The sequence below is a fragment of the Neobacillus sp. 204 genome (genome assembly GCF_046562815.1).
Lineage (GTDB): Bacteria > Bacillota > Bacilli > Bacillales > Cytobacillaceae > Neobacillus.
In genome coordinates this window covers 267,748-290,905 of sequence record NZ_JBJORY010000007.1, presented here as the reverse complement: position 1 = coordinate 290,905, position 23,158 = coordinate 267,748, and the positions used below count along the sequence as shown (strand labels likewise).

Sequence of the window (23,158 nt, the reverse complement as noted above, 5' to 3'; positions counted from 1 at the left end):
AGTACCCGATAGTGTTAGACACAAAAAAGGTCTACCTATTGGGTACTTTTTTGGGCTATATTGAGACAAGCTCCCCCAAAAAAAGAAAGTCGCTTTACTACCGGAAAGATAGTGAAGCGACTTTGAAAAATAGCATTAATTGCGGATGAGGTAGTCGAATGCACCTAAAGCTGCAGTAGCACCTGATCCCATAGAAATGATGATCTGCTTATAGGCACTATTGGTACAATCGCCTGCAGCAAACACACCAGGAATGGTGGTTGCGCCATGATTATCTACAACGATCTCACCGAAGCGGGTCCGTTCAAGCGTTTCGTCTAACCAATCCGTATTTGGTACTAGACCAATTTGAACAAATACACCTTGTAATTCAACGTGATGCTCTGCTCCTGTTTCACGGTCGATATAAGAAATGCCGTTAACCTTGTCAGTACCGGTAATTTCTTTTGTTTGAGCATTCTTTATAACCGTTACATTAGGCAGGCTGTTAAGTCGGTCTTGTAGGACAGAATCAGCTTTCAGCTCTGGCGAAAACTCAATAACCGTTACATGATTCACAATCCCTGCGAGATCAATGGCTGCTTCAATACCGGAATTACCGCCGCCAATAACAGCTACGTCTTTTCCAGCAAACAATGGACCATCGCAATGAGGACAGTAGGCTACACCTTTGTTCTTGAACTCTGCTTCACCTGGGACGCCAATATTACGCCAGCGGGCACCGGTTGAAAGGATCACAGTCTTGCTCTTTAGAACCGCACCGTTTTCAAGTTCAATTTCAATTAGGTCCTTCTTTTCTAAACGCTTGGCACGCTGTAAATTCATGACATCCACGTTGTACTCTTTCACATGTTCTTCGAGACTTGCTGCGAGTTTAGGACCTTCCGTATATTTCGTCCCAATAAAGTTCTCAATACCCATGGTGTCCATAACCTGTCCGCCAAAGCGTTCAGCCACAATCCCTGTCCGAATACCTTTACGTGCTGCATAGATGGCTGCACTTGCTCCAGCTGGACCGCCTCCAACAACAACCACATCAAATGGTTCCTTATCAGAAAGCTCTGATGCATCCGAACCACTGCCCATCTTAGCTAGAATTTCTTCAAGTGTCATACGGCCGCTGCCGAAGGATTCACCATTTAGAAATACAGTTGGTACGGCCATGATGTTTTTGCTTTCAACTTCTTCCTTGAACTCAGCACCATCAATCATGGTATGAGTAATACCGGGGTTAAGAATGCTCATGATGTTTAGTGCTTGGACTACATCCGGACAATTGTGGCAGGTTAGGCTGATGTAAGATTCGAAATGATATTCGCCTTTCATGTTTCTGATTTGATCCATTACGTTCTGATCAACCTTAGGAGCTCTTCCGCTAACCTGTAGTAGAGCTAACACTAATGAAGTAAATTCGTGACCTAGCGGAATACCAGCAAATGTTACGCCAGTGTCCTCGCCGATACGATTTACACTAAAGCTTGGCGTTCTTTGTAATTGGGTTTTCTCTATCTTAATGTTCGGTGACATGGCAGCCAATTCATCGACTAAAACCAATAGGTCACGGGATACGTCATCGGTCCCTGTGCTAACTTTGAGCAGCACATCGCCCTCCATCAGCTGAAGATATTGGGCTAACTGTGATTTTATATCTGCATCTAGTAACATTTGAATCTACTCCTTAAATCTTTCCTACAAGGTCAAGGCTTGGCTTAAGTGTTGCAGAACCTTCTTGCCATTTAGCCGGGCAAACTTCACCTGGATTGTTGCGAACATACTGTGCTGCCTTAATTTTGTTGACAAGAGTACTAGCATCACGGCCGATGCCGTCAGCATTAATTTCAACAGCTTGTACAACGCCCTCTGGATCGATGATAAACGTACCGCGTTGTGCAAGACCTTCTTCTTCGTCTAGTACATCAAAGTTACGAGAGATTTTTTGTGAAGGGTCGCCAATCATAATATATTCAATTTTGCCGATTGTTTCGGAATTATCATGCCATGCTTTATGTGTAAAATGAGTATCTGTGGAAACGGAATATACTTCTACGCCAAGATCTTTTAGTGTTGCGTATTCCTTTTGCAGGTCTTCTAATTCAGTTGGACACACGAATGTAAAATCTGCTGGGTAGAAGCAAACTACACTCCATTTACCTTTAAAGTTTTCTTCGCTAACAGTGATAAAATCACCGTTATGGTACGCGTTCGCTATGAATGGTTTTACTTCTTTTCCAATTAATGACATAGTTAATTTCCTCCTAATTATGTTGTTAGTATTATTAAATAGAAACTATTAAATTAGATTAATTCTAATACAAAAACTATTATTATATAAAACCTATTACTTTGTCAAATAGAATGTTCCACTTTTTTTGCTTGCATTGGGAATGTTAATAGACTCTATTTTCTTTCCTACCCCCTTAAGACATTTGGGTCGTTCGTATTTTATTAGTATGAACACACAAAAAACACGAGGGGAATAACATGAAAAAAGTAACCAAGGGAGCCCTTGCCATGGTATTAGCGGGATCTGTTACGTTTTCTGTTGCCAATGCCATGTTAGATAATTCACTTACTAGACAATTGGTAAAAGAAAATCCTTTCAGGATATCCGCAGACCGAAAAAAAGCGGATATAATTGACCAAGCGGCCAAGAAGAACATAGCTCAAAAGTCAATAATGAATGGACAAGACCATGATATTGCTGCTGCCGTTCAACAGAATATAGAAAAATCTAACAGTAGAACTACGACTAGTCCTGCTAATACGAATGTGAAAACAACCACAAAGCCTGTTGCAACACCGATATCTGTAAAAAGCACAAAAGCACCAACAACATCAAGTAAATCCACGACAACGAGAACTGCTGCAACAAGTGCAGCCACAAGGCCTGCTGTAACAACGAGACCTGCAGCAACGAGACCTGCAACAACGAAACCTGCGACAAGCACAAAAGCGCCAACAACAACGCCAAGACCTGCGACGACTACTACATCGAAGAAAACTACTACATCTACTACAACCACAACAAATACCAACCGTGGACAACAAGTCTCTCAAGCAGCAAAAGAAGCTGCTGAGACCCGTAGGGATACAAAGGAAAACAATGGAAAGAAAATGTAATTTATCTGAAAGGATCACCGAAAGATGGTGATCCTTTTTATGTTACAAAAAATTATATAGCTGTTAAATTTGAGAATTGTCTAGCTCCAGCACGCAGCGGCTAGTGTACTTCGCTCTTCTCCCTACGATAAGTCAAGCACGAATGCGCTGGCGCTCTTCGTGTTTCCTTTATCTCAGTCGAAGCGCTCCAGTCCATACGCCGCTAAACGGGTGCTTCCGCTTTTCTATTAAAAAAGATCTTTCCCAAACGGGAAAGACCTTCGCACGGATTTCATTACATCGTTTCTTTAACCTTCACAATCGAGGTTTCCTTAGTTACATTACCTTTACGTTTTAGTTTACCCCAACCAACGGTTACTCCCTTTATGGCCGAGAAGATGGATTTAATCACCACATAGGTCATCAACTGTTTGTACAAGATACGTTGTAGAAACAAGGTGACTAGTGGTTTCGGACTTTCTTTCTCTAATCGAAACGCATATAGAGCTGTAAGGAAATCCAGCAAGTAAAAAAGCATAAATCCAATCACTGCTTTTTCAGGGTGCGGGTTAAACAGGGATAGAATAAACAATATATCTGCAATAGGCGAGATGGTTTGATAAATATATTGGAATAGCCACATATTTGGAAGGGCGATAAAGCCTAATGAGTTATGTTTTTTATTGAATAAAGCCTCACGATGTTTCCATAAACATTGTAACGTACCATAAACCCACCGGTAACGCTGTTTTGCCAGACTTTTAATATCTTCCGGCACTTCCGTATAGGCATAAGCCTTTTCTTCAAATTCAATCGTTTTCCCCGAGCGTAAAAGAGTAAGCGTGATATCGGTATCCTCTGCCAGTGTATCTTCTTGAAAGTATCCGGCTTCTTCTACATCCGTCTTTCTCCATGCACCGATTGCACCTGGTACAACCGTAATGCAGTTGAGCGCTGCAAAGGCCCTTCTCTCTAGGTTAAAGCCTGTCACATATTCGATATGCTGCCAGTTTGTAAGGAGGTTCCCCTTATTGCCGACCTTCACATTACCTGAAACCGCGGCAACATGATCATTTTTAAAATGGCCGACAAGTAAGGAAATCGCATTTTCAGCGATAAGTGTATCAGCGTCAAGCGCAACCACGATTTCCCCTTTTGCTTCTTTAAAACCAAGATTCACAGCCGAAGATTTTCCGCCATTGGTTTTTTGAATTAATTTGACGAGTGGATGGTCTGCATAAGTCTTTTGAACGATATCAGCCGTATCATCCTTTGATCCGTCGTCAATAATCAGTATTTCAAAAGCAGGGTAATCACTCAATAGAATAGAATCTATGGTTTTGCAAATTACCTTTTCCTCGTTATAGGCAGCAATAACCACACTAACAAAAGGGGTAAAGTTTGGGTCGATCTCGGTCTCTTTATACCTTTTTACCTGCTTTCTAGAAAGGAAAACGAAGATAGCCAGTCGCAAGATTCCTATAGCGATTGCTGAGTAGAACAGAAAGCTTAATCCGAAGTGCCAGCCTTGCAGGACCTTGAATACAGCCTTGTCATAGACCAAATAAGGGCTGTCCTGGTTAGTAGAAGGCATAATCTGACTATCACTTTTTCCAATGAGATCAGCAACGGAGGTAAATGTGTAGCCGCGCTGTTTAAGTTCGTTAATAATAATCGGCAAGGCTTTTACCGTATTAGAGCGGTCACCGCCAGCATCGTGCAGCAAAATCACATTTCCTTCTGGCAGTTGATTCAATACCCGTTTCACTATTTCCTCGCTAGAAAGTCCCTGCCAATCATCTGAATCAATTAATTCACCGACTGTCGTATAACCCAAATCCTGTGCTCGCAATATCGGCTCCAGTTCGTTCCTTTTACTTGGTTTCGCTTCGGCCACATACGGTGGACGGAAAAGGGTCATCGAATGACCGGTAATTTCCTGAAATAAACGCTGATTTGCATTGAGCTCCATTTTCGTTTGAAATGGTGTGATCGATGCAATATCAGGATGGGTAAAGGTATGGTTGCCAATTTCGTGGCCTTCTCTATATATCCTTTTAACCAGTTCTGGATGCTGCATAGCATTCTCTCCAAGGATAAAGAAGGTCGCTTCTACCTGATTTTTGTCCAAAATGTCCAATATTTGTGGTGTATAGGTTTCATCCGGACCGTCATCAAAGGAAAGGACGACTTCCTTTGATGACGGTTTGCCATACCGTACTACCTCTAAAGGCTTTGGTAATTTCATATAGGCTTCGGATTGAATCATCCCTTGTGAATCCAACTGAATCGCTCTTTTTCCGTTTTCTGCTTGAGAAGCAATTTTTAAAATCTCGCCAGCCCCTGAAAAATGAACAGACTTTTGACTGACTAGGGTTTCAAGCGCATTGGATGGTTCGTTCATTTCCTTTGGTCTATTGATGTAATTCCAGATCGAAGGATCTTCAGAACCGAGGCGCCAAACCGCTATTCCTCTTGAGCCGTGATCTATCACTAACCTCATTTGATTATAAAATGTAGCCGCATCTAAAAACCAAACAGTATGGTTCTTTCCGTCTTTCTTGTAGCGTAAATAAGGATTGCCTATTTGTTTATTCCAGTGGATTTGGAGATTGGTTCCAATTCCCAAATTCATGATCTCCTCGTACGTCATCGTATTTGCGGGCTGATTGGAGTTTTCTTTCCAGTCGTATCCGAAGTTTCCCAAACTCACAATCAATTTTTCAGCAGGAATATTGATCTGGTTTAAGTTCGCCTTAACCCAATCAGTTCCAGCCACAGATCCAGGTTTACTCATCGGTTCGTGCTGGTCATAAAGCATGACAATCATGCGATCAACGTTAGGTGCTAAAGAAGCATAGTTAATATTGTTGTCAGTCGGCGGAGCATCCATTGTGACCATGAGATCATGTTGATGAAATGCCTCATAAACTTTAGCGATAAATTGAGTGAAATCTTCTTTGTCGTTTGGATTGATATTTTCCAAGTCAATATTTATTCCGTCAAATTTATTTGTTCTCACATAATCCAAAATCTTTTTAATAAAAAGATCCTCAGCACCGGGAGTAATAAATAAGCGGTGAAGAACTTCGCCATCCCATTTATTATCATTAAAATTATTCACTAATGGGAGAATCTTGATATTATGGGCTTTGGCCTCAGCAATAATTGCCTTGTCCGTACTGGTTTTTAGGGTAAGACCAGAGGTGAGATGCATCCAGCCCGGCACTAATGTTGTAATAGAATCGATATTCTCTTTAAAAGAAGTATGACTGTTTTTGTCCCAATTGACGTAAAAACCATAAACTTCTTGTTTCCTCATTAGTTGGTTTTGGGTCAATGGCTCCATATTTTTTTGACTAAGAGGAGAAGGATTCGTTTTTTGTACCTGTGTGGCGAGCTGTTCTGCACTAAAACTTTGATTAATCGGCTCGATCCCGCCCGATGCTTCGCTTTTATTCAATTGTAGTTCAGGAAATTCTGGGTTCGAATTAAGACTCTCAATGAAAAGAGTCGATACTAGAATAATTAACACCGTAAAGCCTGCGCTCATGCGCTTGATTATGGACCAGCGTCTTTTGGCTGGATCAAGAAAAACATGTTCTTGATCTCTCTCTTTCTTTTTCAGCCCTAAATTGTAAAACCAATGGAAGAAAAAGTAGCAGACAAGACCAATTACTCCTCCCAGGATCCCTGGGGCAAGGGATTGTGAAAGCTGGATTTTCGATTTTAGGGTCGAAATGATCCAGTAATCCTCTAATCGGCTTAAATCCAGGATGGGTAAATGACTCATCTTTGGAATAAAAATTGGGATTAACGTTCCAAGGAATAAGGCAATAATATTTAGACGCAACAAAAGCGAAAGAACAAGCAATAATGGAATTCTTAAACTATCTAATGGTAAAAATCCTAGAAAAAAACCAAGTGTACTTGCTACTGCCCCCGCATTTCCCGTGACAGGTGCAAATAATGATCTAACAATCCACCTAAAAACTCTATTCACTTAGATTCCTCCTATAGGGGTAGTTTCGAAAAATGTATAATAATAGATTGATTTTATACAGGTAAAACTGCAAAAAACTCACTGAAATAGTAACTGAAAGTAATCCTTACTCTCGCGTTTCTTGCGGAAGGAAGGTTTTTCGACAAAAAATGACCATCTCCAAAAGCTTAGATAATTATACTAAGATTTTGGGGGTAGCTGAAAAAGTTCTTTTAATTTTTAAATGGTAATGGAGGATAAATTTTGGTATATGTTACTTACTTTCCATGCGAAATGTGGATAAAAACCAAACAATTAAGTTATCCTTGAATAATTAAGAAGAAAAAGTGTTGACTTCAAATATAATAGCGCCTAAAATAAAAATGAAATTGCAAGCGATTACAAATTTTAATAACTGATATTTTTTTAATCAGTGTGTAACGGGTTACACACTGATTAGATTCGATAGAATACCAACTCTTTTTTTTTAGAATTAGTGTACGGGTTACATAAGATTAGTTTCAGGATGAAACACTATTAACCAACTCTATTTTTGAGCGATGTGTAACGGGTTACACAAGGAAATCTAGTAGAGTTAAAATTTTTTTCACAAATATGTAACGGGTTACAGTCTCCCTATAATCATTAAAGAAAGCGAGGGAACAGCATGAGCACCATTAAAGAAGTAGCAGCTGTAGCAAACGTGTCTGTTGCCACTGTTTCTAGAGTTTTAAATAATAAAGGGTATGTCAATGAGGAAACGAGAAAAAAGGTTTTGCTCGCTATTTCCGAGTTGAATTATGTGCCCAATGAGGTGGCTAGAAGTCTTTTTAAGAAACAGTCGAAGACGATTGCCCTCATTGTTCCAGATATTAAGAACCCGTTCTTTCCTGAGGTGGCAAGAGCGATTGAAGATGTGATGAGCAGTCAGGAGTATACATTAATCCTCTGTAATTCGGATGGGAAAGTGGAAAAGGAAATTATGTATTTGGATGTAATGAAGCAGAAATATGTGGACGGCATTATTATTGTCACTAGTACGTTAACGCCTAAGCATATTGAAAGTAGAGACATCCCGATTGTCGCTTTAGACAGGCCGATCAGCAGCGATTTGCCCTCTGTTTCCGTTAACAATTTTGATGGGGCCAGGCAAGCAGTCCAGTATTTGAAGGAGATTGGCTGCAAAAAGATTGCCCATATTCGCGGTCCATACACGATTAGCAATTCGGATGAACGGTATAAGGGCTATTTAGCCGAAGTGGAGAATGAACCATGGTTTCATCCAGATTTAGTGGTGGATGGAAACTATCACGTAGAGCAGACAACAGAGGCAACCACGAGGTTACTCCTGACGAATCCTGATATTGATGGAATTTTTGCAGGGAATGACTATATGGCGGTGGGTGTTTTAAAGGCGGCTAGTAAACTTGGGATTCGAGTACCAACTGATCTTTCGTTAATTGGTTTTGATGGCATCCAGCTTAGCCAATTGACTAGTCCTGAAATCACGACGATGGCACAGCCGATTTATGAACTGGGTGCGACAGCAGGGGAGCTGTTGCTTAAATTGATTGAGGGGAAGACGGTCGAGAAGCTCGATCATCTGTTTCAAGTTTCGTTAATGAAAGGCCAATCAACAAAGGCTTTGGGAGTGACAACAGTTGAAAAATAGAAAAATAACAGTTATCGGCAGTATCAATATGGATTTAGTAACGAGTACCGATCGAGTACCAACACTAGGTGAAACGGTGATGGGAGAAACCTTTCATACCATTCCCGGAGGAAAAGGAGCCAATCAGGCGGTGGCCGCTGCAAGATTAGGGGCGGAAACGACCATGATTGGCTGTGTCGGACAAGATTTATTCGGTCAGGATTTAGTGAAGCATTTGGAAAATCAGGGTGTCAATGTGTCTAATGTGAAACCGGTTACAGATTCCTCGACGGGGATCGCTTCCATTACCATCGCCAATGGAGATAATCAGATTATTGTGATTCCAGGTGCGAATTATCATGTGACACCAGCGCTTGTAGCATCGTTTGAGGATGTCATTGCTACCAGTGATATTTTGTTGCTTCAGCTTGAAATTCCACTAGAGAGTGTGGAAAAAGCAGTGGAACTTGCCAGCAAGCATCAGGTAAAGGTGATCTTGAATCCGGCACCGATTCAACCGCTTCCAAAGGAATTGTTAGCAAAGGTCGATTATCTCACGCCAAACGAGTATGAACAGCAATTACTCTTTGATTCGATTGAATGGACCGAGCAAGAGCGGCAAGAGATGGTTAAGAAATGTATTATTACCAGGGGTTCAAAGGGGATCACCTTTTTTCAAGATGGAGAAAGAGAGATTCCTAGTTTTAAAGTAGACGTTGTTGATACGACTGGTGCAGGAGATTCCTTTAATGGAGGTTTCGCGTATTCCATCAGCCAAGGGGCCTCTTTAGAGCAGGCCTGCCAGTTTGCATCCGCAGTTGCGGCCCTTTCGGTAACTAAGTTTGGGGCCCAAGGGGGCATGCCAACTATGGAAGAAGTTCAGGCGTTTTTACGGGAAAGGAATGAAATTTTATGAAGAAAAACGGCATATTAAATAGTCACATTTCCGAAGTCCTTTCAAGGCTTGGGCATACGGATACGATCGTCATTGCTGATTGCGGTCTGCCTATCCCGGAAGAGACGATCCGAATTGACCTTGCCCTAAACCTAGGCACACCATCCTTTATGGAAACACTGCAAGAACTATTAGCGGATATGGCAGTGGAGAAAGTAACGCTTGCTCATGAAATCAAAGAACTTAATCCGGATATAGACGAACAAGTTACAAATCTAGTAAATGGCATTTCTATTGACTATATTACCCATGAAGAATTAAAGACGTTATCGAAGCAAGCGAAGGCTGTAATTCGGACCGGGGAGGCCACTCCCTATGCCAACATCATTTTACACGCAGGAGTGATTTTCTAATATGAGCCTCACACCAGTCATCGAAATGAAAGGCATAAGCAAATCCTTTTCTGGAAACAGGGTTTTGGAACAAGTTGATTTTCAGTTGCTGCGCGGAGAAATCCATGCCTTGATGGGCGAAAATGGCGCAGGGAAATCGACGTTGATTAAGATATTAACAGGTATTTACGAACGTGATGCCGGTCAGGTTTTTATCAAAGGAAAAGAAGTCCATTTTAAAAATCCAAAGGAAGCTGAGCAAACAGGGATTGCTGTAATCCATCAGGAGCTAAATATTATTCCTTATCTCACTGTCTATGAAAATATGTTTCTCGGAAAAGAACTGACCGTCGGTAGGTTTGGGATTACTAGAGATAAAGAAATGAAGAGAAAGACGAAAGAATATTTGAACCGTTTAGGGATTGAGATTGACCCGAATACGGAAGCGGGAAATTTATCTGTGGGTCAACAGCAAATGATTGAAATTGCCCGTGCGGTTGCTGCCAATACGGAAGTCCTCATCATGGACGAGCCCACAGCTGCGCTGACAGATCGGGAAATTGAGGCACTGTTTAAAGTGATTTCCTCCTTAAAGGCACAAGGGGTTGGGATTGTTTATATCTCTCATCGAATGGAAGAGATCTTTCAAATCTGCGACCGAATTTCCGTCCTTCGAGATGGAAAATTCATTGATAGCAAAGAAGTGGCAAAGACAAACTTTGATGAAATTGTGAAATTAATGGTGGGACGGCAGCTGGGTGAGCGATTCCCAGAAAGAGATACGAAAATTGGTCAAGAACGATTCAGGGTGGAAAATTTGACGAGCAAAGGCTCCTTTGAAAATATTAGTTTTTCCATTCATCAAGGTGAAATTGTTGGTGTCGCGGGTCTGATGGGTGCTGGCCGCAGTGAAATCATGCAGGCGATCTTCGGCTATCGCTCCCTTGATAGCGGTAAGATGTTCATTGATGGCAAGGAAGTAACGATCAAGTCACCGTATGAGGCGATTCATGCTGGAATTGCGTTTGTGACGGAGGACCGAAAAAGCCAAGGGCTCATTCTCGATCTCTCCGTACGTGAGAATTTATCGATTACCACGCTTGATAAAATTTCTACTAAAAGTGTGATTTCCACTAAATCGGAAATGAGCCTAGTGGATGAAATGATTGAAAAGCTTCATGTAAAAACATCGGGCCGTGAAATTAGTGTCAAATCCTTAAGTGGCGGGAATCAACAAAAGATTGTCATTGGAAAATGGCTGGGAATTGATCCGAAAATATTGATCCTTGATGAGCCAACGCGCGGGGTCGATGTCGGGGCGAAGAAGGAAATCTATCAATTAATGAACGAGCTTACGAAACAAGGGGTTTCAATCATTATGGTTTCGTCCGAGCTTCCTGAAATTTTAGGTATGAGTGATCGGGTGCTCGTGATTCATGAAGGAAAATTAGCTTCCGTGCTTAACAAGTCCGAAGCAACCCAAGAAAATATTATGCAATCCGCAACGGGAGGTAATCAGTAATGAAGTCCGCGAACTTCCAAATCTTACAAAAGCTAGGTCCGTTAATTGGACTCTTCGTCATTACGGTCATCCTATCGATCGTAAGTGATAGCTTTTTAACTTTAGATAATATCTTTAATGTGTTACGTCAAGTTTCCATTAACGCGTTAATTGCCTTCGGAATGACATTCGTCATCTTAACGGGTGGAATTGATTTATCCGTAGGATCCATTTTAGCCTTATCCTCCGCGATAACGGCCGGGATGTTAGCAAACGGCATGGATCCAGCGCTAGCAATGTTAATTGGTTTATTAGCAGGTGCGGTGATGGGGGCCATTAATGGTTTATTTATCACGAAGGGAAAAGTCGCTCCGTTCATTGCAACGCTGGCAACGATGACGATTTTCCGCGGCCTTACCTTGGTGTATACCGATGGCCGCCCGATTACCGGTCTGTCGACTAGTTCATTTTTTGAAATCATGGGGAGAGGCTATTTCGGCTGGATTCCCGTTCCCGTTATTTGGATGCTCGCTTGTTATCTGATTCTTTATTTTATCCTGAAAAAGACCACGTTTGGCCGCAGAGTTTACGCGATTGGCGGAAATGAAGAGGCATCGATCTTATCAGGAATCAAGGTTACGAATGTGAAAATTTGGATTTACTCAATTACAGGGACACTTTCTGCACTTGCAGGGATCATCCTTGCATCCAGGTTGGATTCTGCCCAGCCTACTGCCGGTGCCTCTTATGAACTGGATGCGATTGCGTCGGTTGTTTTAGGCGGGACAAGTCTTTCCGGTGGAAAAGGGTGGATTTTTGGAACATTGGTTGGGGCACTCATTATTGGAGTTTTAAATAATGGTTTAAATTTAATGAACGTCAGCTCCTTCTACCAACAGGTAGTTAAAGGAGGTGTCATCTTACTAGCCGTCTTGCTTGATCGTAAAAAAACTGCTTAATAAAATTATGGGGGAATATAAAGATGAAAAAGCTATTTAAAGGGTTTCTGTTTTTAACATTACTTATGGTAGTTTTAGCAGGTTGTTCCACAAAGGCACCTACATCTTCTTCAGATAAGGATTCATCGAAAGACATGAAAGATGATAAATTAAAATTAGGTCTATCGATCTCCACTTTAAACAATCCTTTCTTTGTTTCGTTAAAAGAAGGTGCTGAGAAAGAAGCAAAAGCACAAGATACTGAGATTATTACGGTTGATGCACAAAATGATTCAGCAAAGCAAGTAAGTGATATCGAAGACCTTATTCAAAAAGGCGTAAACGTCCTAATCGTGAACCCAACTGATTCTGATGCGGTTAAAGCAGCCATTGAATCAGCAAATAATGCAGACATTCCAGTGATCACGGTTGACCGTAGTGCAAATGGCGGAACCGTTGTATCCCATATCGCTTCTGACAACGTAGCTGGCGGTAAAATGGCTGGTGACTTTATTCTTGAAAAGTTAGGCAAAAAAGGGAAAGTCGTAGAATTAGAAGGAATACCAGGGTCTTCTGCTGCTCGTGAACGCGGTGAAGGATTCCACAAAGCGATTGATGGAGTAGCTGATATTCAAGTGGTGGCTAAGCAAGCAGCCGATTTTGATCGTGCTAAAGGATTAACTGTAATGGAAAATATACTTCAAGGCAATAAAGATATCCAAGCCGTGTTTGCTCACAACGATGAAATGGCGTTAGGAGCTCTTCAAGCACTTGAAGCTGCTGGATTAAAAGATGTAATTGTTGTCGGTTTTGATGCGACGGATGACGCGGTTAAAGCAGTCAATGACGGAAAAATGGCAGCAACAGTAGCCCAAAAGCCTGAAGAAATCGGCCAAAAGGGTGTACAAACAGCGATGAAAGTATTTATGAAAGAATCAGTTGATAAGTTTGTTCCAGTATCGTTAGATTTAATTAAAAAGTAATGGTCACGCTATCGTGATGGCAAGGGAGAAGTGTTGGTGCACTTCTCTTTTTTTGGTTGGATCGGCATTTCTAGAGTTTTATGAACGAATCTATATAACTATGGGCATTTACTACATATTTTTGGGGACTTACTACACAATTTTCGTCACTTATTACATATTTTCAGGCACTTACTATATCATTTACAAAACTTACGACATTCACTGGAAATTAATTGGAAATAAACTCGTAAGGTGAGTATGTTTTTTACTAAAAATGGAAAATTTAATCTTACTCATACATAAGGGAGTTAATTAAATGGTCGGGATTATTGTATCTGTCGTCATCTTTAACCTCATTTCATTAAAAGTAAAAAAACGATTAACGAGAGGTGAAATGCTGCAAATTTGGATGTTTACAGCTTTATTGCAATTGGTGTTTGATTTATTTGTCAGTTTGAAATACCATGGGTACTGGTATTTTAACAAAGGTGTAGATTGGGGATCCCTGCCTGTGTATTTATGTTTAGTCCCATCTGTTAATGTTATTTTTTTAAATTTGTATCCTTTAAAACGTCCATTATGGAAACAACTTTTATTTTTTTTAGCTTGGAATGTCGGAATAGTTTTATATGAAGTCTTAACGTTATTACCCGAACCTTGGGGATATTTCCATTACGGTTGGTGGAAGTTGTATCACTCCGTCCTACTCAATCCTTTTCTTCTCCTAATCTTATTGGGATTCTACAAATTGATTGGTAAAATGGAACAGGAGACACTTATTAGGCAAGTTTAGTTATGGTAAGAATAGAATCAAAAGCAGGTCAGGAGGATCAATATATCCAATGAATCATGAAATTTATGTAGGGGAAAAAGAGACGGTTATCACGCAAATATTTGATGCACCACGGGAACTTGTTTATCAAGCTTGGACACAACCGGAGAATTTGGCGCAATGGTGGGGGCCCAAAGGCTTTACGAATACATTTAAGGAGTTTGACCTCAGACCAGGTGGCACTTGGGAGTTCATCATGCATAGCCCTGATGGTGCCGACTTTCCAAACAAAAGTGTCTTTGTTGAGATTGTAAAACCTAATCGAGTTGTTTTGAATCATGTGTCTGGGCCGCATTTTCAAATAACGGCAACCTTTGAAGAGCATGCAGGAAAAACAAAATTTACTTTTCGCCAATCTTTTGAGACAGAAAGGGAATTCGCTAAGGTCAAGTCATTTGCCATAGATGGCAACAAAGAGACGATTGATCGCCTTGAAGCTCATCTTGAGGTTATGTCTAGATAAATGGATTTTAAAAAGGTTGCAGGGGAGAAGTGCTGGTGCACTTCTCCTTTGTTTTTGGTCCTTTGTTTAGTTTGTTTGCTCGACGTTTAGTTCGATGAGATTACCATCAGGATCGGCACAGAAGATTTGTGCAAAACCGCTCATGCTTTTGGGTTTCTCTAATAGTTCAACATCGTGCCGTTTCAACCAATTTAGGGTAGCGTCGTAATCTTTCACTCTTAGGGCAAAATGACCTTCTCGGCTGCTCAGGCGTTTATCTTGGCGAATCGTTTGTGATGTAGGGAGGACGATAAGATGGAGCTGTTGTCCTTCTATTTCATACCAGGCACCCGGAAAATCAAAGTTGGGACGTTGGATTTCTTTTAAACATAGGATGTTGCTATAAAAATGCTTTGCCTGTTCTAAATTGGTAACCGTAAGGCTAACATGGTGGAGGCATTCATACTGAATCACGGCGGTCATCTCCCTTATAAAATTAGTTCCATGATACCACAGATTTAGGATTAGACTGCAGATGAGGGGGAGTTTTTTGGAGCGGGGGCGGCGCGCGGCGCGGATTCCGCCGCTCCGGACGGAGATTCCGCCGCTTTTCGGAATTATTCCGCTAAACTAAAGAAAGATACCGCCAACTTCAGCAACAATCCCACCACCCCCTCTTTTAAATACCTATTTTAAGAGGATTCTAGCTTAGATTTCGGTATTTTTGCAGCTCTGGGGATCTCTTTGGTTTGCGGATTCCGCCAACATGAGGGGGAATCCCGCCGCTTTTCGGATTATTCCGCCAAACTGTAGGAGGATCCCGCCAACTTCCGCAACAATCCCGCCAAACCCCCTTTTAGATACCTATTTTAAGAGGATTTTTCTAGCTTAGATTTCAGCATTTTTGCAGCTCTGGGGATCTCTTTGGTTTGCGGATTCCGCCGATTGGGACGGGAATTCCGCCAACATGAGGAGGAATCCCGCCGCTTTTCGGATTATTCCGCCAAACTATAAGAGGATTCCGCCAACTTCCGCAACAATCCCGCCAAACCCCTCTTTTAGATACCTATTTTAAGAGGATTTTTCTAGCTTAGATTTCAGGATTTTTGCAGCTCTGGGGATCTCTTTGGTTTGCGGATTCCGCCGATTTGGACGGGAATTCCGCCAAGATGAGGAGGAATCCCGCCGCTTTTCGGATTATTCCGCCAAACTGTAGGAGGATCCCGCCAACTTCAGCAACAATCCCGCCAACCCCCCTTTTAGATACCTATTTTAAGAGGATTCTAGCTTAGATTTCGGTAATTTTGCATCTCTGGCGACCACTTAGATTTGCGGATTCCGCCGATTGGGACGGGAATTCCGCCAACATGAGGAGGAATTCCGCCGCTTTTCGGATTATTCCGCCAAACTGTAGGAGGATCCCGCCAACTTCCGCAACAATCCCGCCAACCCCCCTTTTAGATACCTATTTTAAGAGGATTCTAGCTTAGATTTCGGTAATTTGCAGTTCTGGGGATCTCTTGGGTTTGTGGATTCCGCCGATCGGGACGGGAATTCCGCCAAGATGAGGAGGAATCCCGCCGATTTACCGATTTATTCCGCCAAACTGAAGAAGGTTTCCGCCAACTTCCGCAACAATCCCGCCAATCTCCAAATTTCGTAAGCCTTCATAATTGAAAACCTGGCCTAGAAAAACTAAAAAGCCAGGCAGTTAGCCTGGCTCAGGTTATTTTCTTACATTACGAAACTTGGAACAAGCTCTTTCTTTCGTTCATCCCCCGAGTTATCAAACTCCTTGATCATTGCAATAAACGGTTCGATGAATTGAGGGTCGAATTGTTTACCAGAGCAATCGCGCAATTCAACGATCGCTTCTTGGAAGGTCTTTGTTTTTTGATAAGGCCGTTCTGTCGTCATGGCATCAAAGGAATCAATTACACAGAGAATTCGCGCCAGTTTCGGAATAGATTTACCCGCTAAACCATATGGGTAGCCGTTTCCATCATATCGTTCATGGTGGAGCTCGACGATAGGAATCAAGTCTTCTAATTTCTTATTCGTTGCAATGATTTCCTTTCCAAAGGTTACGTGTTTCTTCATCATTTCCCATTCATGAGGCTCGAGCTTCCCTTTTTTACTTAGAATATCGCGCGGGATTTCAATTTTTCCAATGTCATGGACAAGCGCTCCCAGGATCAGCGTTTTACGTTCATGAACACTTAAGTTAAGCACCCGAGAGAAATCCACTGCATATTGGTAGACGCGTTTGCTATGACGGTAGGTATAGACATCCTTGGAAAGGAAAATTTTTAATTGATATTCAGATTCCTCTAGCTCTTTTTCAAGCGAAAGAGATCGTTGAATGGAGTATTCTGAATGCCCATTGTAAATCTGGACAAGATTCTTTCCTTGGTTTTTCGCTGCATACATGGCTTGATCGGCTTTGTTGAGAAGTTCAGAAATACTATAGGTCTCTTTTTCGCATTCAGCAATCCCAGATGAAAAGGATAAGCAACCGTAGGGGAGACCTTCGACCCCTTTATAATATGTGTCATTTACTTTCTTCCGCAATTCATTCATGAATGAGTAGGCGGACTGGCGATCGGTATTTGGCATGATGATCGAAAACTCTTCACCGCCATAGCGAGCAACGATAAAATTCGCCGCATCGGAATCCGCTTTCAAAAGGGCACCAAACTCTTGGAGCAAATGATCCCCTTGAATATGACCGTACAGATCGTTGTATTTTTTAAAATCATCGATATCGAGGATGACAATACTCAATGGCTGATCATTCTCTTTTGCGGCAGCCACTTCTTTTTCTAAAATTTCCTTAAAGTAACCGTGGTTATTAAGGCCAGTGAGGAAGTCTTTGTTGGCCTTCTCAGAAATCTCTTTAAATAAGTTAAAATGCTGTTTAAATGCTAAAGACAATAAAAAGGCAATAAAGGTGAAAAGGGACAGGCCGAATATTTCATTGGGATTCATTAAAATAACAAGAACTAATGAAAGCACGAGTGTACTAAGATATGTGGCAGTCGTTTCCTTAAGAATTTCCTTGAAAAAGTTTATTATGTTTTCGGTTGCAACTAAAATGAAATAGACCCCAACTAATAGTAGATTTAATGCAAAGTAAGTACAAAAAGAAAGCAAATACGGAATGATGAATTTGGAGCTTATAGGTCCAATGGAGCCATCTATTAAAATAAAAGCATAATAGGAACAAATTATCATTAAAGTATAAACTGAGAAATTGAAAAGATGTTTCCACCATGCGATTTTTCGCTGTATTATTGCAAATATAACCGAATGTATCAATAAAACGAGTAAAGTAGAATGTAATCCATACAAAAAAAGACTTGCTAGATAAATAGAAGAATCCATTGAATGGGAATTACCCTTTGGAGGAATCAGTATGGTGTAGTAATTAAGCAGTAAAATAGATCCGGAAAAAGTAAACATAATAACCCAATGCATTTGGGAATACTGTGGGATTTTAATAAAGAAGGTAAAAAATAAAATGCCTATAGCTGAAATCAAGAAAAGATATGTATTTGCAGGTGTCTTTATAATACGCATACTCATCACTCTCATAATAAATTTGGGAGAAGTGAAAAATTACTTCTCCCTACCATTTTACTCTTAAACTAATTTAAATCCAGAAGTTAAAGCAATAATGATAGAACCGATAATGATTGCATTGTAAAGAATTCCAGTTAATTTAATGCCTTTTTTTTGTTCATTTTTCATCTTTTTTCACCTCCTTTAATAAGAGGAGGTATGGCAACGACTTTTTTTGTAATTGGATGATGAATCATAAGGTACTGAATGAAAAAGAAGATTCCAATATTCATAAGTATATCACCGATACTGATGATTTGGGTACGTGGATAAGGGTCTGAGATGGGAATGACATCACCCAGAATTCCGAGATAGGTTGATGAGTTTAACATTGTATGTTTAGCGTATAAGCTGTCTTTGAGGGCCTCGATGTAACCTGGATCCAAAACTGCAGCCGCCTCTACTGATACCGGCATACGTCCGCCGTTAATTACCATCACTAGAAAATTCAGAAATACACCTATTAAAATAAGATTAAATCCAAGGTTTTTGCGGTTCATAAATAAAAATAAAAGACCGAGTACATAAACTACTATATAGATAGATCCACTTATTTTTCCAAGAAATTTAATATCGTTTTGGAGCATAAAAACGGCTAATTCAATAATCAATAGCAGAGGAAAAATCCATCCCCACTTAAGCTTTAACTGCGCTAGTGCACGTAAGTTTCCTTTTCGAAGAAAACCCACTATAAGAGAAATAATGATACCGTCAAAGACCATAGCTGCTAACCACCAATACTAGAATATATGAAAAGTTCAAAAATTCTCTGTAGGAAAAATATTCCCACAATAATATAATCAAAGAATTTCTTCGAATGCAAGAGAATTTTGTTATGGAATTTGTCTAATTTGTGTATATATGGAAATTTTCTTCTCTTCTTTAACAAAAAACAGCATTTCTCTTTCATATATTTGATGAATTAGGCTTTATATTAATGAAATAATGTAACTTCGAGTGAAACCCATCTAATTTTGTGGAAATATAGGATATTTCCTGCGGAATACTGCCGCGTAAATCGACTATTTCCCTCCATCCTTAGCAAGGGGAATCCTTATAGATCAGTAGCTTCAGTAATTCAATCAAACGTTTGATTAAAAGAGAAACATGAGGAAAATGGGCGAGGTTTGTTATTTTATCGAAAATGCAAAGCAATTTTTAAAAAATCGCCTAAACAAAGTAAAAGACCAATTCGCTCTTCGAACTGGTCTTTAAATCATCTGTAGTGCTTATATTATAAAAATTCCCTTTTAATGATGTCATCGAACTTTTTTTGGATTTGGTTGACTTTGTTCATGTCTAGATGGTTTTCATCCATTTCTTCCATCTTCCACAAGTTAATATCATGCTTTAATTCTGTTAGTCGATGAAGGGTAATCGTCTGCTGCTTTATAAGTTTTGAATCAGCAATAATTCCCTCATAAGCAATCAAGGCCGGAATAATGGCACTAAATAATGCTATTAAAATGGTGGAAATTGGTTCAGTCAAGCCGATGTAGGTCAGATCGGTACTAGATAAGAACGTAATAAAAAATGAAAAGATAACTGTAAGAATTTTTAGCTTCTTAGCCTTCATTTTAGTTTTTCTTATGTTATTCGTGTAACAAATTATTTTCTCATCTATATCACCTCTGATATCATCAAGATGTTCAGTTTTCACATCATCCCTCCATACCTTGTCTTAGTATAATAAGATATGTCGCTTGATTAAAATAAGTGAAGAGAAAGCAATAGACATTCGCTATTTTCCCTCCAATAGAAAAAGGCATCCTATTCTAAACTCATAGGATGCCTTCTGTATATATTACCTTAACCCATATGCCTTAATAACATCCTGAATCGTCTAGTGAGATCTGCAAGCGGTCGCATAACATTTGCAGTGTTTTCGGATTTGCTTCTTTTGCATTGTTTTCAATTTTACTTAAGTGTGTCACCGAGCAAATGCCCTGGCAAAGCTGTTCCTGCGTCTTATTCTGCTTGCGCCGATGATAATAAATCACTTTTCCAATCGACATAAAACGAACTCACTCTCCTATATTGAAGTCTCGTTCAAGTAATCTGAATTAGTTCTTTTTATTATATATGTCCTTGTGATAAATGAAGTAGGTTAAGAGATGTGAAATGAACGTAGAAAAGGAAGAAAAAGAGAGAGTCCGGTCACATAGAAGAGAGTCATACGAAGTATTAAACGAATTTATACTATATATTCATTTTTAATGGTCATACTAAAATATATATTTTAAAAGTAAATATAGTAAGGAAGGGTAACAATGCCACGAAAAGCTTCAGTAGTGAACGAAGTACCTGATGAAGAGACGAGTGTTCTATTGGAAAGTGACCAGGAAAAAGAAGATGAAATCGGTAAGCTTACTCGTATGTTAGGAGCTGTAATGAATTATCTGTCGGACGATGAATTAGAAGAGTTAGATATCGAATATCTTTTAGATGATACGGAAGGTCTTCGGGAATGGTGGGATCAATTTCGAGAAAGCAACAGAAAACAGATTGAGGAAGAAATAAAAAAATCTCTTGGTGAACTGTCTTTGAAAGAACTCGAAAAAATCCATGAAAAGATAAAAGATAAGCAGCATTAATCTGACGGTTGTCTAAACTCATCATCAGCATTCCTTTTTTCAAAGGGATGCTTTTTCTTATTGAAAGTAAACCAAATTGACAACCCATACCTGTTTTTGTATAGTAGGTGGCGAAGATTAGGATTGGAGTGAATCATTTGATTTCGAACTCTGAATTACAAAATTTAGATCTTATTGACCTACTAAGCGAACGTCATAGTTTGGTCCGGAAAATCTCAGAGAAAGCTTGGAACGACCAGAGTGAGATTTATATTTCAAATTCTGAATGGTATATCATGGCTAGGATATATAAAAAACAACCTAGCATTTCGTATGTGACAAAAAATGTAGAAATTTCTCGTCAGGCGATACATAAGTTTATTCAAAAGCTTTCGGAAAAAGGATTAGTCGAAATTAAAAATGTTGAAAACAACAGAAAAGAGAAGTGCATCCAGTTAACCGCATTAGGAGAAGAATGCTACGAAAAAAACGCGGCCCTTAAAGCCCAACTTGAGAATAAAATTGCCGAAAAAATAGGTGCGGAGCAAGTAACTATTCTTAAAGATATATTAAAGCTAGAATGGGGAATATAAAAAACCTCCACTTTGTTCGTTTAGTTAACTGGACAAGGCGGGGGTTTTTCTTTTTGTGATAATCGTCAACTAAATTGATAATAACTCATAAAAAATATTTTGTCAACTAGGTTGACGTTAAAGAAAAATTTTTGATATAGTTAGCAGACTGGTAGTAACAGGGGGTGTACTACGGATATGTACCAAGTGAAAAGAACAAAGGGGAAAATGAAATTTTAATTAAAGGAGTTTTAATTAGTGAATCAACAAATAGTTCAGGATCAACAAATCAAAACAGGCTCTGTGGTGAATCAGCAATTCAAAACAGGTCCCATCATGGCAGCTCTATTAGTAGCAGGATTTGTCGGTCTTTTTAGTGAAACAGCATTAAATATTGCTTTAGGGCAATTAAGTCAAATCTTCGGTGTCAATGCGACGACCATACAATGGTTAGCAACCGCCTATTTTCTTACATTAGGTATTCTAGTCCCGGTTACAGGGATTCTGATGCAAAAATTTACGACTCGTCAAATGTTTATAACAGCTGTCTCGCTCATGATTATCGGGACGATTCTAGCAGCAGTAGCACCCGTATTTAGTGTTTTATTAGTGGCACGGATTATCCAGGCAGCCGGATTAGCCATTAATTTACCATTAACGCAAAATGTGATTTTTACGATCTTCCCTCCCAATAAACGAGGCGGAGCAATGGGGATTATGGGCTTAGTTATGTTAGCTGGTCCTGCATTCGGTCCAACCATAGCCGGACTTATTTTAGATACATTATCATGGCATTGGATTTTCTGGGTTACCATCCCTTTCTTACTATTTTCCCTTATCTTCGGGCTCGTTTATTTACCGAATGTGAATGAGATCCGGAAGATTTCGATTGATGTGGTTTCTGTTATTCTTTCGACGATTGGATTCGGCGGGATTGTTTACGGTGTAAGTGCAGGTGGTGAGCACGGAGGATGGACTAGTTCATCTGTTATTGTATCAATCATCGTTGGATTCATAGCACTCATTCTTTTCGCGGTTCGCCAAACGAAAATGGAGACTCCAATGCTGAATCTTAAAGCATTTAAATACCCACTGTTCGTTTTGGGAGTCATTATGGGTTTTATCACGTTCTTTAATATGTTGTCCATGCTAGTCGTTGTCCCAATGTATATGCAAATGGCTTTATTAATTGCCGCGTTTACAACAGGACTTATCTTGCTTCCAGGCAGCTTACTTAACTGTGTATTAGCTCCAACCATTGGTCGTTTATTTGACAAATATGGCCCGAAAGCGGTGATTACACCTGGAACCATTTTAGTAGCGATTGGTTATGTATTCTATTCACAATTCGGTACAGGCACGGCATTATGGATGATTGTTGTCACTCATATGGTCATGATGTTAGGTATTGGGGCGGTGCTTGCTTCCGTACAAACCAATACACTAAATTCACTTCCTAGACAGTACTATCCAGATGGAATTGCGTTAACGCAAACGATCCAACAAGTAGCTGGTGCGATTGGTATTGCTGTAATGGTATCGATTTTTTCAGCTAAACAAACTAGTCACTTAGCAGTTATGAATGAACCAACACAAGCGGCAGCGGCGGGATCATCACTCGTGTTTACGATAAGTTTAATATTAGCGGTGGTTAATGTTGTACTGTCATTATTCATCAAAAAGCCTAATTAATTA

20 protein-coding genes are annotated in these 23,158 nt (G+C 40.0%); 12 read left to right on the top strand and 8 right to left on the bottom strand.

The window, feature by feature from the left end:
• Positions 1–135: 135 nt before the first annotated feature.
• Both ahpF and ahpC read right to left on the bottom strand, forming a co-directional pair.
• A complete protein-coding gene (gene ahpF, locus ACJ004_RS16590; RefSeq protein WP_410894236.1) occupies positions 136–1,665 on the bottom strand; it encodes an alkyl hydroperoxide reductase subunit F in 1,530 nt (509 codons plus the stop codon).
• A gap of 13 nt (positions 1,666–1,678) precedes the next feature.
• Positions 1,679–2,242 carry an alkyl hydroperoxide reductase subunit C gene (gene ahpC, locus ACJ004_RS16585; protein ID WP_410894234.1) on the bottom strand — a complete coding sequence of 188 codons (564 nt, stop codon included), beginning with the start codon at positions 2,240–2,242 and terminating at the stop codon, positions 1,679–1,681.
• A gap of 239 nt (positions 2,243–2,481) precedes the next feature.
• Here ahpC and ACJ004_RS16580 point away from each other — a divergent pair, with 239 nt between their 5' ends.
• A complete protein-coding gene (locus ACJ004_RS16580; RefSeq protein ID WP_410894232.1) occupies positions 2,482–3,120 on the top strand; it encodes a hypothetical protein in 639 nt (212 codons plus the stop codon).
• 274 nt (positions 3,121–3,394) lie between these two features.
• Here ACJ004_RS16580 and ACJ004_RS16575 read toward each other — a convergent pair whose 3' ends face one another.
• The gene (locus tag ACJ004_RS16575; protein WP_410894230.1) at positions 3,395–7,102 is read right to left on the bottom strand and encodes a polysaccharide deacetylase family protein; all 3,708 of its coding nucleotides are present in this window, start codon (positions 7,100–7,102) and stop codon (positions 3,395–3,397) included.
• A 646-nt stretch (positions 7,103–7,748) separates the two neighbouring features.
• Between ACJ004_RS16575 and ACJ004_RS16570 the strand changes: the two genes are divergently transcribed.
• The 8 genes from ACJ004_RS16570 (at position 7,749) to ACJ004_RS16535 (ending at position 14,718) form a co-directional block, all read left to right on the top strand.
• Complete coding sequence (locus ACJ004_RS16570) at positions 7,749–8,753, top strand: LacI family DNA-binding transcriptional regulator (protein ID WP_410894228.1); 1,005 nt, start codon at positions 7,749–7,751, stop codon at positions 8,751–8,753.
• Complete coding sequence (gene rbsK / locus ACJ004_RS16565) at positions 8,743–9,648, top strand: ribokinase (RefSeq protein WP_410894227.1); 906 nt, start codon at positions 8,743–8,745, stop codon at positions 9,646–9,648. The genes ACJ004_RS16570 and rbsK overlap by 11 nt, the downstream gene beginning before the upstream one ends.
• Complete coding sequence (gene rbsD / locus ACJ004_RS16560; protein ID WP_410894225.1) at positions 9,645–10,040, top strand: D-ribose pyranase; 396 nt, start codon at positions 9,645–9,647, stop codon at positions 10,038–10,040. Before rbsK ends, rbsD begins: the two co-directional genes overlap by 4 nt.
• Position 10,041: 1 nt before the next feature.
• Positions 10,042–11,541 carry a sugar ABC transporter ATP-binding protein gene (locus ACJ004_RS16555; RefSeq protein WP_410894224.1) on the top strand — a complete coding sequence of 500 codons (1,500 nt, stop codon included), beginning with the start codon at positions 10,042–10,044 and terminating at the stop codon, positions 11,539–11,541.
• Entirely contained in the window at positions 11,541–12,479 is a 939-nt protein-coding gene (locus ACJ004_RS16550; protein ID WP_410894223.1) for an ABC transporter permease, read from the top strand. Before ACJ004_RS16555 ends, ACJ004_RS16550 begins: the two co-directional genes overlap by 1 nt.
• Positions 12,480–12,502: 23 nt before the next feature.
• Entirely contained in the window at positions 12,503–13,441 is a 939-nt protein-coding gene (gene rbsB, locus ACJ004_RS16545) for a ribose ABC transporter substrate-binding protein RbsB (protein ID WP_410894222.1), read from the top strand.
• A 298-nt stretch (positions 13,442–13,739) separates the two neighbouring features.
• Entirely contained in the window at positions 13,740–14,216 is a 477-nt protein-coding gene (locus ACJ004_RS16540; RefSeq protein ID WP_410894221.1) for a hypothetical protein, read from the top strand.
• A gap of 49 nt (positions 14,217–14,265) precedes the next feature.
• The gene (locus ACJ004_RS16535; RefSeq protein ID WP_410894219.1) at positions 14,266–14,718 is read left to right on the top strand and encodes an SRPBCC family protein; all 453 of its coding nucleotides are present in this window, start codon (positions 14,266–14,268) and stop codon (positions 14,716–14,718) included.
• Between the two features lie 66 nt (positions 14,719–14,784).
• Here the strand turns inward: ACJ004_RS16535 and ACJ004_RS16530 are convergent, their stop codons facing one another.
• From ACJ004_RS16530 to ACJ004_RS16510, 5 genes are all read right to left on the bottom strand, one after another.
• Entirely contained in the window at positions 14,785–15,171 is a 387-nt protein-coding gene (locus tag ACJ004_RS16530; protein WP_410894218.1) for a VOC family protein, read from the bottom strand.
• Between the two features lie 1,260 nt (positions 15,172–16,431).
• Positions 16,432–17,712 carry a bifunctional diguanylate cyclase/phosphohydrolase gene (locus tag ACJ004_RS16525; RefSeq protein ID WP_410894217.1) on the bottom strand — a complete coding sequence of 427 codons (1,281 nt, stop codon included), beginning with the start codon at positions 17,710–17,712 and terminating at the stop codon, positions 16,432–16,434.
• Positions 17,713–18,443: 731 nt separating this feature from the next.
• Positions 18,444–19,040 (bottom strand): DUF5317 domain-containing protein, encoded by a 597-nt coding sequence (locus ACJ004_RS16520; protein WP_410894216.1) that lies wholly within the window; start codon positions 19,038–19,040, stop codon positions 18,444–18,446.
• A gap of 512 nt (positions 19,041–19,552) precedes the next feature.
• On the bottom strand, positions 19,553–19,978 hold the full coding sequence (locus ACJ004_RS16515) for a hypothetical protein (protein ID WP_410894215.1): 426 nt from the start codon (positions 19,976–19,978) through the stop codon (positions 19,553–19,555).
• A gap of 163 nt (positions 19,979–20,141) precedes the next feature.
• A complete protein-coding gene (locus tag ACJ004_RS16510; protein ID WP_410894214.1) occupies positions 20,142–20,333 on the bottom strand; it encodes a helix-turn-helix domain-containing protein in 192 nt (63 codons plus the stop codon).
• 255 nt (positions 20,334–20,588) lie between these two features.
• On the opposite strand from ACJ004_RS16510, the gene ACJ004_RS16505 reads away from it, so the two are divergent.
• From ACJ004_RS16505 to ACJ004_RS16495, 3 genes are all read left to right on the top strand, one after another.
• Positions 20,589–20,912, top strand: a complete 324-nt coding sequence (locus ACJ004_RS16505; protein WP_410894213.1) for a hypothetical protein — start codon at positions 20,589–20,591, stop codon at positions 20,910–20,912.
• Positions 20,913–21,049: 137 nt separating this feature from the next.
• Positions 21,050–21,484 (top strand): MarR family winged helix-turn-helix transcriptional regulator, encoded by a 435-nt coding sequence (locus tag ACJ004_RS16500; RefSeq protein WP_410894212.1) that lies wholly within the window; start codon positions 21,050–21,052, stop codon positions 21,482–21,484.
• 315 nt (positions 21,485–21,799) lie between these two features.
• Positions 21,800–23,155 (top strand): DHA2 family efflux MFS transporter permease subunit, encoded by a 1,356-nt coding sequence (locus tag ACJ004_RS16495; RefSeq protein ID WP_410894325.1) that lies wholly within the window; start codon positions 21,800–21,802, stop codon positions 23,153–23,155.
• The last annotated feature ends 3 nt before the right edge of the window (positions 23,156–23,158 follow it).